A 13973-nucleotide genomic window follows, 5' to 3' on the forward strand; every position below is an offset into this window, starting at 1 on the left:
TTTTAGTATAGGTTAAAAACGTTTTGAAATTTGTATTTTTGCTTAAAATTGTACAAATGGATAAAACTAAAACTTTAAAATTTTTTAACGATTGGTGTAAAAATACGCTAATGGAGACTTTATCGATTGAATTTATTGATGTAGGAGAAGATTTTTTAACAGCTAAAATGCCTGTTAATTCAAGTGTTCATCAGCCTATGGGATTATTGCATGGAGGCGCTACAGTTGCTTTAGCAGAAAGCGTAGGTAGTTCAGCAACGATGCTTTTTTTAGATCCAGAAAAATTTGAAGTAAGAGGAATTGAAATTAGTGCAAATCATTTAAAAAGTAAAAGAGCTGGAACTGTTTTTGCAACTGCTAAAATTATTCACAAAGGCAGAAGTTTACACTTATGGGAAATTAGAGTTGTTGATGAGCAAGACCAATTAATATCTTTATGTAAGTTAACGAATATGGTTTTACCAAAAAGGAAAGTAAATGACTAATTTATTTGAAAAAGTAAAACATTATAAAGAACAAAATTTACCTTTTGTAATTTATTCAAAACCAAATTCAGACCAAACAATTGGGTTGTTTCAAAAGGATAATCAGTTGTATGGTTTAGATAATTTTGAAGCAAAAGGTTTTGTATTTGCTCCATTTGACCAAGGTTCTACTTGTTTTATTCCAAAAGAGTTTTCAGAAATAATTGTTGCAAAAAATAATTATGAAGTTGATGATTTACCATTTATAAATAACACTCTCATTGATGATGCTAATCAAAACCAGCAGTTTGAAGAATTAGTTGAAAAAGCGATTCAAAATATCAACTTAAATTTAACCGAAAAAATTGTGGTTTCTCGAAAAGAAACGGTGTCAATTGATTCATTTGATATAGAAATAGGATTTAAAAGAATGCTTTCTTTATATAAGTCTGCTTTTAAATATTGCTTTTTTCATCCAAAAGTAGGAATGTGGATGGGAGCAACTCCAGAACAATTTCTTAAAATTAAAAATAATAAGTTAAAAACAGTATCCCTTGCCGGAACCCGATTGATTAATGATAATGATGTGTGGGGAGAAAAAGAAATAAAAGAGCAACAATACGTAACTGATTTTATTGTTTCAAATATTATACAATATGTTAGTTCTGTCGATGCTTCAAAACCTTATACAATTACAGCAGGGAATATCCAACATATTAAAACCGATATTGAAGGAACTATTGCTTCAGTAAATGATTTAGAAGCAATAATAAAAACAATGCATCCTACACCTGCGGTATGTGGATTTCCAAAAGAACCAGCTAAAGATTTTATTCTAAAGAATGAGCAATATAATCGAAAGTACTATGCAGGTTTTTTAGGTGAATTGAATTTTTGTTTTGAATCAAATCAATCATTACTATCTGATTTATTTGTAAATTTGAGATGTATGGAATTAAAAGATACTACCGCTGAAATTTATATTGGATGCGGAATTACTAAAGATAGTAATCCTGAGAAAGAATATATAGAGACAAAAAACAAATCGGTAACGATGAAAAATATTTTAAATAAGTAATTCATGAAATTAGATATTTTAGCTTTTGGTGCACATCCAGACGATGTTGAATTAGGTGCAGCCGGAACAATCGCAAAAGAAATTTCTTTAGGAAAAAAGGTTGGTATCATTGATTTAACCAGAGGGGAACTTGGTACTAGAGGAACTCCTGAAATTAGAGATGCTGAAGCTAAAAAAGCAGCTAAAATATTAGGTGTCTCTATTCGTGAAAATTTACAATTTAGAGATGGTTTTTTTATTAATGATGAAAAACACCAACTTGAAATTATTAAAATGATTAGAAAATATAAGCCAGAAATAGTTTTATGTAATGCTATTGACGACCGCCATATTGATCATGGAAAAGGGAGTAAATTGGTTAGTGATGCTTGTTTTTTATCTGGTTTAACTAAAGTTGAAACAGAAGTTGACGGTATAAAACAAGAAGCTTGGCGACCAAAACAAGTATATCATTATATTCAATGGAAAAATATTGAGCCTAATTTTGTAGTTGATGTTACCGGTTTTATGGATAAAAAAATCAATTCAGTTTTAGCATATAGTTCTCAGTTTTACGATTCTAATTCGAATGAACCTATAACGCCAATTACCTCAAAAAACTTTTTAGATTCGATTACTTATCGTGCTCAAGACCTTGGTAGGATTGTAGGAGTTGACTTCGCTGAAGGTTTTACAACAGAGAGATATTTGGCTGTCAGTAGTTTAGAAAATTTGAAATAATTTATCAATTTTTTATTTGCAAAATAAAACTTTTGCCATATATTTGCACCCGTTAAACAAATGGTGATTGTAGCTCAGTTGGTTAGAGCATCGGTTTGTGGTACCGAGGGTCGCGGGTTCGAGCCCCGTCTTTCACCCTAATTAACGTAAAAGCACTGAATTTATTCAGTGCTTTTTTTATTTTAAAATGTTTTGTATCAACATTACAACACCTATAAAAAGAATTAAGATTAAAGACGTTTGCTTAAATCTTTCTTGAGGAATAAATTTTAAAATATATTTACCAATATAAGTTCCTACTAAACCAATGACAAACAAGAAAGGAACATAAATTAAATCGTGTTGATGTATGTATCCGTTTTTAAAATAAACAATTGTTCTTGTAAAGTCTATTGAAAAGTCAATTGCAGCTGAAGTAGCTATAAAAACACTTTTTTCTAGATTAAAAGCTGCCATAGTAATTCCTCTAATAGCACCTCCAGTCCCTAATAAACCTGCTGTAAACCCAGAAAGAGAACCGCCAATAATAGATTCTTTAAGTTCGGGTTTAACAATTAAATTTTTCTTAATTAAAAATAGTAAGCTAAATAAAGTTAGAAAAATACCCAATAAAATTTCTAAAATGTAGGTTTTTAAGTAATTTGATAATAACCCACCAATAATTACAAACAGAACCGATGGTACTCCAATGTTTAAAAGTAATTTTTTATCTAAACCTTTTCTAAATAATGCTATTTTACTAATATTACTCGATAAATGAAATATGGCAGTTAATCCTAAAACGGATTGGAAATCAAAGAAAAAACTTGCAATAGGAACAAAAAAGACAGAAGAACCAAAACCACCTATAGTTCCAGCAATTTCTGCTATCATAGCTAATAACAAAAAAAATAAACTAACCTTTTGAAACATTTTTTACTTTTTTCAAATATAGGAATAAAAAAAACTCCTATTTACGAATAGGAGTTAGTTGATAAAAAATCAATAATTCTGATTTTATAATTTATTCATATTGTTTGCTAAAGTTTCAATGAATTTACCAATTGGTCCTTTAATCATCATTGCCATCATTGGGTTAAACTCTCCATCAAAATCTAATTGAACTTCAGTTTTTTCAGTATCTAAAGAAGTTAAATTTGCCGTTAATGTAAATGGTAATTTACTTGAAGCAGCTCCTAAAACAATTTTTGAATGAGGTATTGCTTCTTTCTTTACCAATTTAATTTCAGGCATACCTTTTAAGCCAAATTCGAAACAATTTTCATCAATTACTTCAAACTTAGCAATATTCTCAGGCATTAATTTTTCAAAGCTTTTCACATCAGTTAAAGCATTAAATAAATATTCTGCTGATTTTTCTACAGTTACTTTTGGACTCTCTAAATTCATAATCTTATTTTTTCTATTATACTTCTACATTCCAAGTTGACGGACTCAAACGCCATTCTTTTAAAGCGTCAAACTCAGCATCATTGATGTATTTTTTATATACTGCTTGTTTTAGTAAGTTGTCATAGTTACTTAAAGTGTATACATCTATGTTTGCTTCTTTTATTTTTTCTACTGATACATCAAAACCATAAGTAAAAATAGCTGCCATTCCTTTTACAATTGCACCTTCATTTCTTAAAGCTTCAACTGCCTGAAGACTACTTCCGCCAGTACTAATTAAATCTTCAACTACTACAACCGATTGCCCTTTTTGTAAAAAACCTTCCACTTGATTTTGTCTTCCGTGTTTTTTTGCCTCCGGACGAACGTATACAAATGGTAGTCCCATTGCTTCAGCAACTAATATACCAATGCCAATTGCACCGGTTGCAACACCCGCAATAACATCTGGTGTACCAAATTTTTCTTCAATATGTTTAGAAAATTCTTCTCTAATGTAATTTCTAACCTCTGGAAATGAGAGAATTATACGATTGTCACAATAAATTGGTGATTTCCAGCCCGAAGCCCAAGTAAAAGGATTTCTTGGATTTAATTTAATTGCGTTTATTTGTAAAAGCAATTCGGCTGTTTGTTCTGCTGTGTTGTTGTTAAAAACCATATTGCAAATGTATAAAGTTTTTGTAAACGATAGGGCACTTTTTTTGACAAATGAAGTTCAAAAGGAGACTAATTTTCAAATTTTCTTGTTAGAAAGCATCGATATTAAGAAGTTGATTGTAAAAATGTATCAGAATAAAATTCAGAATGTTTTTTTATATCACCCTGATGAAAAACTAATTATGAAGACTTTGAAGGCTAAAATTCCAGTAGTAAAAGCTGGTGGAGGATTAGTGTATAACACTAAAGGAGAGATTCTTTTCATTTTTAGAAATGGGAAATGGGACTTACCTAAAGGTGGAACAGAAAAAAAAGAAACCATGGAAGAAACTGCCATGCGTGAGGTTGAAGAAGAAACTGGAGTTTCAGGATTGTCTATTTCTAATAAATTGCAAAAAACTTATCATGTTTTTAAACGCAATGGACGTTATAAATTAAAACAAACGTATTGGTATGAAATGCAATCTACATTTGATGGGATTCCTGAAGGACAAGTAGAAGAAGGAATAGAAAAAGTGGAATGGATACATCCAAATGATGTTCATAAAGTTTTAGAAAATTCTTATGAAAATATTAAATTGTTGTTTGAAGATTTTAAAGTTTTGAAATAAAAAAAAGCTTGAAATTTATTTCAAGCTTTTTTGTTTTTGAGAGATAGCTTCAAATTAATTTCATTTACTACTTTTCCCTTTTCAATAATATTAAGTCCATGAAAAAAGCTAATAGTTTGATAACCATATTTAAATAAAATATCTCCGCTTCCAAATCCAATAATATTAATATAAAGTGAAATCAATTCACTTAAATTTAAACCTATATTAGAAAAATTTTTATAAGCTTCATGTTTGTAATTTATATTTTTAATCTTAACTAATTCATATTTTTTATTAAACATTAAAAAACTTCCTTTCTTTTTGATATGAAGATAATTTTTATCAATTTCAATAATTTAAAAACCTTTTAATTCCCATAAAAACCTTCTAAAGCAGCAAACACCAACGACTAACATAATAAAACACGCAATATTGTTTTTTCCTTCAATTAATAAGTAGATTGAATCTATAGTTGATAGACTAAACACTCCAAACATTATGACGGATATTAAGCTGTTATTTGAAGCTTTCTTTATTGTTAATTTGTTTTCAAAACTAGTGAAAGTTAGTTCTTCACTTCTAAAATTAAATTTTTCTACCATTTTTTTACTTCATTCTATAAACAGGATATTGTAAATGTGCTTTTTCATAATAAGGCGAATGTTTATAAACCCAGTCTAATTGCCAAGCACCATTTTCTGCAAAAGCTTTGTCTTCTTGTTTTTTTGATTCAAATTCAGCTTTTAGTTTTGGGTCTTTATCCAAAATTTCTTTAGCCAAATCTTCAAAAACATAGGCAGAAAAATATTCTTTTTGTTGCAAAATAGGATCAAAGAAATTCCAATTGAAGTAACTATCTACAGCTTCTGGCTCTAATGTTTCCATTAAATATTTCACACCTAATTGTTGTGTGTTAATCATTAAATCGCCTTTTCTGAATTTTACTTTTTCTATAGTTTTTATCACAACAGTGTTATAATGTCCGTAATGTCCTTCGTATGGCGATTTTGAAGTTTCATAAGAAGCTATTTTATAACTTTCCACCTCAATTTCAGTATCGTTAGCTAAAGGTTGCATTTCAATTGCATTCAATTTTAATAAATCAATAATTGGCCATTGTGATTTTGGAACTACATAAAAACTAGGAATTGTAACTTCTTTTGTTGCTTTGTAATCGTTGTAAAACGGGATTTTTTTAGTAAAAGGCTGTTTTCTGTCGTAATACAAACGATCTTTTCCTGAAACAGCACTTGGTTTGTAATCTCCTTTGAATCCTTTAAAATCAATGTATGATACTTTAGAAGAGTCAATTTCCCATTGTAAAGGATAATTCATTCCGACTTTGTAATTTTCTAAATTTTTTAGTTTTAAAGCTTTAATTTTTAAATAATTAGCGTCTACATAGTTTATAGTACTTACCATATATTCATAGGTTACATGAACTCTATCTTTATAAGGTTTTAGCATGTGCGTTTCAGGAACCGAACCCAAAGAATTGAATAAAGTAGTGTAACCCGTAGCATAACGAGGCGAATCCATAAATTGAGCAAAACCATCATCTGGTTTATCGCCATGGATATTTACATAAGGAACGCTTTCAATTTTTTTCTTTTTCAAATCTTGCATTATTGCAGGATGCATTTCTTCTTTATAAAATGTTCCTAAATTCCCACCTAATCGTTGGTGTTGTGTTGCAATACACGTAAAAGTATACTGATAATCGGCTCCGTTAGAAACATGATTATCTACAAACATGTCTGGATTTACTAAATGATATATTTCTTGAAAACTTCTCGAATTTTTAGAATCGGACTTTATGAAATCTCTGTTTAAATCAAAATTTCGTGCATTTCCTCTAAATCCGTACGCTTCAGGTCCGTTTTGATTGGCTCTTGAATGTGAATTTCTATTCAAACTTCCGCCTATATTATAAATGGGAATTACGACTATAATGGTGTTTTTTGGCACTTTAATTTTAGAAGTTGCTAAATCACGCAAAAGCATCATACTTGCATCAATTCCGTCTGGTTCACCTGGATGAATCCCGTTATTGACTAAAATTACTGCTTTGTTCTGTTTGTAGTCAAAATTTTTGTTTTCTGAAAAAGTAACAATATGTAAAGGTTCGCCACTATCCGTTAACCCCATTTCTTTAATAGAAACCGATTCAAATTGGGTGTTTAAATTTTTATAATACGCAATACATTCCTCATAAGTTGTAGATTGATTGCCGTTTCCTTTTTCAAATGGTGTTTTTATGTCTTGAGAAAAAGCAACATAAGAAATTAATAAAACAAAGTATTTGATGATTTTCATAAGGTATTTATTATAAAACCAAAAATAAGCATTTTATTTATTTCATATTCGTATAAAATTATTTTATAATTAAATCAAAGACTATCTTTGCAAAATGAATAAGAATCCACATTCCACTAATTTACTTTTGAATCTAGGTATCGAAAGGTTAAATGAAATGCAAGAAGTAGCTGAAATGGCTATTTTAAATGAAAATAATGTATTACTACTTTCACCAACAGGTTCTGGGAAAACATTGGCTTTTTTATTGCCTATTTTTCAAACTTTTGAAGAAGAGATCAAAGGTGTTCAATGTTTAATTTTAGTTCCATCGCGTGAATTAGGTTTGCAAATTGAACAAGTATGGAAGAAAATGGGAACCAATTATAAGGTTAATATGTGCTATGGAGGTCACTCTATTGATACAGAAATTAACAATTTAAGTAATCCTCCGGCATTACTAATTGGAACTCCAGGAAGAATTGCAGACCATTTAGACCGTAAAAGTTTTGAAACAGATAATGTAAAAACATTAATTTTGGATGAATTTGATAAGTCTTTACAGTTAGGTTACCATGAAGAGATGTCTTACATCATTGGTAAGCTTGGAAAACTGAATAAAAGAGTTTTAGTTTCGGCAACTTCGGGTGTTGAAATTCCAAAATATACACGTGTTGTAAACCCAGTAGTTTTAGATTTTATTGAAGAAAAAGTAAGCAATACCAACTTAGACGTTAAAATTGTTGTTTCAAAATCTAAAGATAAAATAGATACTTTGTTTCAAATTATTTGCTCTTTAAATTCAGAAGCTGCAATTATATTTTGTAACCATAGAACAGCGGTAGAGCGCATTAGCGATATGTTATTATCGAAAGGTATCATCTCAACATTTTATCACGGTGGAATGGACCAAGATGAGCGTGAACGTGCTTTAATTCAGTTTCGTAACGGAAGTGTAAACTATTTAATTACGACAGATTTAGCTGCTCGTGGATTAGATATTCCAGAAATGAAACACGTTATCCATTACCATTTACCTTCTAAAGAAGACGAATTTACACATAGAAACGGTAGAACTGCTCGTATGCAATCTTCTGGAACAGCTTATGTTTTAACACATGAGACAGAAAAGAAAATGGACTATTTTGATTATGGATTACGTCGTTTAGATGTTTCTAATGCGAAATCATTACCAAAAGCACCAGAATTTCAAACACTCTATATAAGTGGTGGAAAAAAGAATAAAATCAATAAAATTGATATTGTTGGTTTCTTTTCTCAAAAAGGGAAATTAGAAAAAGGCGATATTGGTTTAATTGAAGTGAAAGATTTTATTTCGTTTGCAGCGGTAAAATACAGTAAAGTAAAAGACTTACTGAAAAATATACGCGACGAGAAAATGAAAGGGAAAAAATATAAAATTGAAGTTGCTCGAAAAGTAATGAAAAAAGAGGAAGAAGAAGACGAGGAAACACATCCAAAGTTTACTTCTCGTAAAGAAACGAATAGAAGATAATAAAGTGATTTTTCAAACATAAAAAAACCTCCGAATATTGGAGGTTTTTTTATGTTAAACTATTTTTTTTGAAATTTAAAATTATTCTTTAATTAGTTTTAGTGAAGCGTTTAAGTTGTTTTCGTTTTTAAGTTTTATAAAATAAATACCTGATTGGATATTTAAATCTTCCTCAATATTAGAAACATTTGAGTAAGTTTTATTAAAAATAGATTTTCCAGAAATATCAAAAATTTCTAATGCTATAGTTTCATAGTTTTCCGTAAAATTAATTTTCAAAGCCTCTTTTATTGGGTTTTGCTCTAATTTAATATTTTTTTGAAAAACAAAATCGCTTGTGCTTAGAGTTTCATTTAGCGTAAGTGTAGTTGCAGGAGTAGGTTGATCTCCACTTGTTCCACCATTTCCATTTACTGCATTTCCTACAAAATAAAAAGTAACAGCACCTGTACCAACTGAAGGAGCAGTCCATTTTGATGTAAAATTTGGAGTTACGCTTCTTGCATTGTGTTCAAAATAACTTCTACTACTTACAGGAATAATTTGTGCGTTTAATGAAGGTGTTGTAAAAGTACCTGCAGCTGCGTTGTTTGTAAGTAAAGCAGTTGCTTGCATGCCATATCCAGCTGGAGTTCCATTAGCACTTGTAATTTGAAAAGATAAATTATATTCTTGTCCTGGTGTATAATCTGTTACTGCATTTCCTCCGTTATCTGTAATATTTAAGGAGATTGAAGGAGAATAAGAACCTCCACTATGACAAGCTGTGCAGGTCGAACTCGAAACAGGGCTGCCAGTTCGATCTCCAAGACCATTTGCTGCAGGACCACCTGACCTATATTTTATGTTAGAATGATAATCTTTTGGTGCATAATAATCTGATGCTTTTTCAGCATTTTTAAAACTCTGAATTAGTAAAAATAAAATTGAAAGCAATGCGACAGAAAGTAGTTTTTTTTTCATAAAATTTATTTTTAATTATCCGATTCAAGTAAATATAATCATAATTAATTAAATTATAAAATAGCATTAGGAATTTGTTTTTCTGTTATGCTTTTCAAATGCTATTCTACAAGTTTCCATTCTTTATTCTGTTGTCAAATTTAAAAGGACAATTTTCTTCTTTAATTATTTTGTTTAGCAAAGCATTCGTCAATTCGGGGTCAAAAACTCGCTAAACTAATTCACAGTTTTATCCCAAGTAACTCTACCTAAAAATAATGCATTTTGCTTTTAAAAACATCTTCGTTTGATTTTATCTCGTTTGCAGCGGTAAAATACAGTAAAGTAAAAGACTTACTGAAAAATATACGCGACGAGAAAATAAAAGGGAAAAAATATAAAATTGAAGTTGCTCGAAAAGTAATGAAAAAAGAGGAAGAAGAAGACGAGGAAACACATCCAAAGTTTGCTTCTCGTAAAGAAACGAATAGAAGATAGTTTAACAAAAAAGGCTCTGCATAGCAGAGCCTTTTTACTACATAAGGTTTTGCAGCTAGTTATTTATCATTTTTCTAATTGTTTGTTAGAATATGTCTCATTAGTTTCTTGTAATTCAGAAATGATTTTTTCGTCTTTTTTTAATTTAGATTTAAGAGCAATAATTATTGGTGTGAAAATAAAAATTGCAATTATAACACCTAAAGAGAATATAGAAAAAATCAATAATGCTAATGATGTTTTAATCTCCCAAAATAATAAGGTAATGTTAACTTCATTAGTATTTTGAAGTGTGAATACAACAATCAATATAAGAGTTATAATTGTTAATATTAAATTAGTTGTTTGTCTCATTTTTTATAATTTTCTTAATTGAGTTCTTATTCTTTCTAATTTTTCTTTTCTTTTTTTTAATTTTATTTCTGTTATTTCTAATTCTTTCTTTTTAGATTTTAACTCTTCTTCATTGTTTTTAATTTCTTTCTTTAACTTTTCTATATCAGAAGATTTTTCATCAATATTGTTTTTTAAATCATCCTTTTCTTCAGTTAGTTTATTGATGCGTTCTTCAGTATCATTTATTTTTTCACCATAATATTTGGGTAAATAATACTTTATAAAACTATTTAATATTTCACTAACAGCGGCGTATTCATTAGGAAGTTTTTCTTTAGTTATATAAATACCATTACCGTTTCGAACAAATACTTTCATTTCAGAACCATTTTCATCTTCTACAATATGAGTGTAAAAATTTATTTCGTTTGAAGAAATTTGATTTACAGTAATTTCTTCTGCTGAAAGAAGGTCTTTGTTACTAAAAAAACCAATCCCCTTTAATTTAAAGTCATAATTATCTTTAAGATAATCTTTCCAAGCGTTCTTAAGTGTTTTTGGTTCTGGGTCAAGGTTTACTTGTATGCATGGTCGTTGAACTTTGTCGTAATCAATTGTTGTGTCAAATGGTTGTATTGATGATTGGGCATTAACCTGTACTGTTAACATATATATTGCCAAAAAAATAGCTGTTTGAATTGTTTTCATTCCTTACGTTTTTTACGATTTGTGTTTTAACTGCAAATTTATTTGTTTTAGCGAATTACATAAAGTTAAGCTATTATACATGAAAAACCTATTTAGTGCTTTAAATTGAAAACCTTTTGAAGAATTATTATCGCAAAGACAATTTTACACACGTACTTATTTTAGATACAAAAAAACCTTCTAATTTAAGAAGGTTTTTGTTTATAATAAATTAATTGTTTTTTAATTTTAATTCTGAATTTGACTGTCTCTTGTATTCTTTTGTACCGTAATGGCACCAAAAATGGCCAATAGAAAAGAAAAAGCATAAAACCCTTTCTCACTTGGAAGCATTGATGCATTCCACAAACCAATAATTAATAACGAAATAGCTAGAATCGTTGCAAACCAACAAATTCCATAATACAAATCGGTAACAGGAATGTTTTCTAATCTGTCTCTAACACTTTTTTGCAATGATACCACTGCAAATAGTCCAAACATAAGGATAGTAAAATAATATCCTTTTTCGTTAAGTAACATTTCGGCTCTAAATAGTCCCACTAAAAAGCCAACCATTCCAGCTCCAAGAGCAATCCAAGACGCTGCAATAAATGCATTTGATGGTTTCTGATTCATAGATTTAAGTATTTATTAATCATAAATATATTAATTTAAATATAAGAGCCAAATTGTTAGTAAAAATCTTATGATTTTATTAAGAATTTATTTTGTGAGAACTTAGAATTGTTTATCGTTTTTATAATTGAATTTTATAAGAAAATTTGAAATAAAAGCCACTACTAAAATTACTACAAAGGAATGTTATATGTTTGATTTAATGTTTCCAGTGTTCCAATTTATAATTAACTAAAGTAGAATCTTTACTTAACTCAATATATAAATTCTTTCCTTCCATTGGATCAATATTCCAACCATAATCAACCATGATTTCATAAAGAATTGTGTTAGGTTCCAAATCTTCATATTTTGCTGGTTCTCCTAATAAATCTGTTATTTCTTGATAAGTCATTTTTTTTTGTAAATGATTTTCTATAACATCATTTATCATACTTTCTCTGTTTAAATAAAATCCGTCTTCTCTATCATTCCACTTCAATTTATTGAACTTTTTTTCTTCAATTCCACATGAAATCATTAGTAAGCAAAAGAATGATAATAATATTTTTTGTTTCATAATTCTTTAACATAAAAAAAACTATTTACTGTCCACTGCAACTTTATAGGTTGGGTCTTCCATAATGTTTACATCAATTATGGCTTCTGCGTTTTTAAGTAAATCAATACAATCGCTACTCAAGTGTTTTAAATGTACTTTTTTACCAATTGCAGCATAGCGTTCTGTAATTTTATTTACAGCGTCAATAGCACTCATGTCGGTAATTTTACTTTCTCGAAAATCAATTATAATTTCACTTGGGTCGTTTTCTACATCAAATTTTTCAGAAAAAGCAGTAGTAGACCCAAAAAATAATGGTCCGAATAATTCGTAATGCTTTACGCCATTTTCATCTACATATTTTCTTGCTCTAATTCTTTTTGCACTTTCCCAAGCAAAAACTAAGGCCGAAATAATAACACCAATTAATACTGCTAATGCTAAATTATGTAATAAAACTGTAATTAATGTAACCACAAGCATTACAAAAATATCGTGTTTTGGCATTTTAGTAAATGCTCTAAAACTTGCCCATTCAAAAGTTCCTATTGCAACCATAATCATTACGCCTGTTAACGCAGCCATAGGTAATAATTCAATTACAGGTGCTCCAAATAAAATAATGGCTAAAATGGTTAATGCGGCAACAATACCCGATAATCTTGCTCTAGAACCAGACGATAAGTTAACTAATGTTTGTGCAATCATAGGACAACCACCCATTCCAAAAAAGAATCCGTTGGCAATATTTGCTGTTCCTTGTGCTAAACATTCACGGTTACTGTTTCCTTTTGTTCCGGTAATTTCATCCACTAAATTAAGGGTTAATAAACCTTCCGTTAAACCAACTGCAGCCATAATTAATCCGTAAGGAAGAATGACTTGCAAGGTTTCTAAGGTAAAAGGAATTTCAGGAATATGAAAAGGAGGTAAGCTTCCACTAACAGAAGCGATATCTACTACTTGTTTGGTATCTATGTTGAAAATCAACACCACAGCAAAAACTACTATAATTGCGACTAAAGAAGCAGGTATTGCTTTGGTAATTTTTGGTAAAATTAAAATAATTGCAATGGTTAAAGCTACTAATCCTGCCATAATGAATAGAGGAGAACCAGTAAGCCATTCTACTTCGCCGTTTACAACTGCTTTAAATTGCTCTAATTGCGACATGAAAATGATGATGGCCAAACCGTTAACAAAACCAAACATTACAGGTTGTGGAACTAATCGTATAAATTTCCCTAATTTTAGTAAACCCACTATAATTTGAATAACTCCTGCAAGTGCAACGGCGCCAAATACATAATCTAAACCGTGTGAGTTCATTAAAGCGATTAAAACAATAACAGTTGCGCCAGCACCACCAGAAACTAAACCTGGTCTACCACCAAGTATAGCAGTAACTAAACCCATTATAAATGCTCCATATAAACCTACAAGAGGAGGGAAGCCTGCTAATATTGCAAAGGATAAAGATTCGGGAATCATTGTCATAGCAACGGTTAAACCGGCTAGGATTTCGATTTTGTAGTCTACTTTTTGAGAGAAATCAAATAAGTTAAGTGCTTTACGCATTATAATTTTGGCTTTTAAAATTTAAAAGTGCAAA

General features: G+C 29.6%; 17 protein-coding genes, 1 tRNA gene and 1 pseudogene. 7 read left to right on the forward strand and 12 right to left on the reverse strand.

The annotated features are described in order from the left end of the window. Nucleotides 1-56 precede the first annotated feature (56 nt). From UXY25_RS08885 to UXY25_RS08900, 4 genes are all read left to right on the forward strand, one after another. The gene (locus UXY25_RS08885; RefSeq protein ID WP_320815651.1) at nt 57-485 is read left to right on the forward strand and encodes a PaaI family thioesterase; all 429 of its coding nucleotides are present in this window, start codon (nt 57-59) and stop codon (nt 483-485) included. Then, nucleotides 478-1542, forward strand: a complete 1065-nt coding sequence (locus tag UXY25_RS08890) for a chorismate-binding protein (protein ID WP_320815652.1) — start codon at nt 478-480, stop codon at nt 1540-1542. Before UXY25_RS08885 ends, UXY25_RS08890 begins: the two co-directional genes overlap by 8 nt. A 3-nt stretch (nt 1543-1545) precedes the next feature. Further along, on the forward strand, nt 1546-2262 hold the full coding sequence (gene bshB1 / locus UXY25_RS08895) for a bacillithiol biosynthesis deacetylase BshB1 (protein WP_320815653.1): 717 nt from the start codon (nt 1546-1548) through the stop codon (nt 2260-2262). A 62-nt stretch (nt 2263-2324) separates the two neighbouring features. Continuing rightward, a tRNA-His gene (locus UXY25_RS08900) sits at nt 2325-2400 on the forward strand. 39 nt (nt 2401-2439) lie between these two features. Here the strand turns inward: UXY25_RS08900 and UXY25_RS08905 are convergent. The 3 genes from UXY25_RS08905 to pyrE form a co-directional block, all read right to left on the reverse strand. Then, nucleotides 2440-3135 carry a sulfite exporter TauE/SafE family protein gene (locus tag UXY25_RS08905; protein ID WP_320815654.1) on the reverse strand — a complete coding sequence of 232 codons (696 nt, stop codon included), beginning with the start codon at nt 3133-3135 and terminating at the stop codon, nt 2440-2442. 123 nt (nt 3136-3258) lie between these two features. Beyond that, nucleotides 3259-3651 carry an SRPBCC family protein gene (locus UXY25_RS08910; RefSeq protein ID WP_320815655.1) on the reverse strand — a complete coding sequence of 131 codons (393 nt, stop codon included), beginning with the start codon at nt 3649-3651 and terminating at the stop codon, nt 3259-3261. A 16-nt stretch (nt 3652-3667) separates the two neighbouring features. Further along, nucleotides 3668-4315, reverse strand: a complete 648-nt coding sequence (pyrE, locus tag UXY25_RS08915; RefSeq protein ID WP_320815656.1) for an orotate phosphoribosyltransferase — start codon at nt 4313-4315, stop codon at nt 3668-3670. A gap of 7 nt (nt 4316-4322) precedes the next feature. On the opposite strand from pyrE, the gene UXY25_RS08920 reads away from it, so the two are divergent. Further along, complete coding sequence (locus UXY25_RS08920; protein WP_320815657.1) at nt 4323-4925, forward strand: NUDIX hydrolase; 603 nt, start codon at nt 4323-4325, stop codon at nt 4923-4925. Between the two features lie 20 nt (nt 4926-4945). Here UXY25_RS08920 and UXY25_RS08925 read toward each other — a convergent pair whose 3' ends face one another. From UXY25_RS08925 to UXY25_RS08935, 3 genes are read right to left on the reverse strand one after another with little or no spacing between them, the layout of a single operon-like run. Continuing rightward, on the reverse strand, nt 4946-5209 hold the full coding sequence (locus UXY25_RS08925; RefSeq protein ID WP_320815658.1) for a hypothetical protein: 264 nt from the start codon (nt 5207-5209) through the stop codon (nt 4946-4948). Between the two features lie 54 nt (nt 5210-5263). Next, entirely contained in the window at nt 5264-5509 is a 246-nt protein-coding gene (locus UXY25_RS08930) for a hypothetical protein (RefSeq protein WP_320815659.1), read from the reverse strand. 4 nt (nt 5510-5513) lie between these two features. Continuing rightward, nucleotides 5514-7223, reverse strand: a complete 1710-nt coding sequence (locus UXY25_RS08935; protein ID WP_320815660.1) for a M14 family metallopeptidase — start codon at nt 7221-7223, stop codon at nt 5514-5516. 94 nt (nt 7224-7317) lie between these two features. Between UXY25_RS08935 and UXY25_RS08940 the strand changes: the two genes are divergently transcribed. Beyond that, nucleotides 7318-8718 (forward strand): DEAD/DEAH box helicase, encoded by a 1401-nt coding sequence (locus UXY25_RS08940; RefSeq protein ID WP_320815661.1) that lies wholly within the window; start codon nt 7318-7320, stop codon nt 8716-8718. 81 nt (nt 8719-8799) lie between these two features. Here UXY25_RS08940 and UXY25_RS08945 read toward each other — a convergent pair whose 3' ends face one another. Continuing rightward, complete coding sequence (locus tag UXY25_RS08945; protein WP_320815662.1) at nt 8800-9681, reverse strand: choice-of-anchor V domain-containing protein; 882 nt, start codon at nt 9679-9681, stop codon at nt 8800-8802. A gap of 288 nt (nt 9682-9969) precedes the next feature. Between UXY25_RS08945 and UXY25_RS08950 the strand changes: the two are divergent. Then, nucleotides 9970-10158 (forward strand): annotated as a pseudogene (locus tag UXY25_RS08950) (ATP-dependent helicase); the annotation flags it as partial. 66 nt (nt 10159-10224) lie between these two features. Here the strand turns inward: UXY25_RS08950 and UXY25_RS08955 are convergent. From UXY25_RS08955 to UXY25_RS08975, 5 genes are all read right to left on the reverse strand, one after another. After that, nucleotides 10225-10512: a LapA family protein gene (locus UXY25_RS08955; RefSeq protein ID WP_320815664.1), complete on the reverse strand. Its 288-nt coding sequence runs from the start codon at nt 10510-10512 to the stop codon at nt 10225-10227. 3 nt (nt 10513-10515) lie between these two features. Then, entirely contained in the window at nt 10516-11202 is a 687-nt protein-coding gene (locus UXY25_RS08960) for a hypothetical protein (RefSeq protein ID WP_320815665.1), read from the reverse strand. Between the two features lie 228 nt (nt 11203-11430). Beyond that, entirely contained in the window at nt 11431-11820 is a 390-nt protein-coding gene (gene yiaA, locus UXY25_RS08965; protein ID WP_320815666.1) for an inner membrane protein YiaA, read from the reverse strand. A gap of 199 nt (nt 11821-12019) precedes the next feature. After that, nucleotides 12020-12379, reverse strand: coding sequence for a hypothetical protein (locus tag UXY25_RS08970; RefSeq protein ID WP_320815667.1), 360 nt, complete (start codon nt 12377-12379; stop codon nt 12020-12022). Nucleotides 12380-12400: 21 nt separating this feature from the next. Continuing rightward, nucleotides 12401-13939: a SulP family inorganic anion transporter gene (locus tag UXY25_RS08975; RefSeq protein WP_320815668.1), complete on the reverse strand. Its 1539-nt coding sequence runs from the start codon at nt 13937-13939 to the stop codon at nt 12401-12403. Nucleotides 13940-13973: the final 34 nt, after the last annotated feature.

It is taken from the genome of Flavobacterium sp. (assembly GCF_034111225.1).
GTDB lineage: Bacteria > Bacteroidota > Bacteroidia > Flavobacteriales > Flavobacteriaceae > Flavobacterium.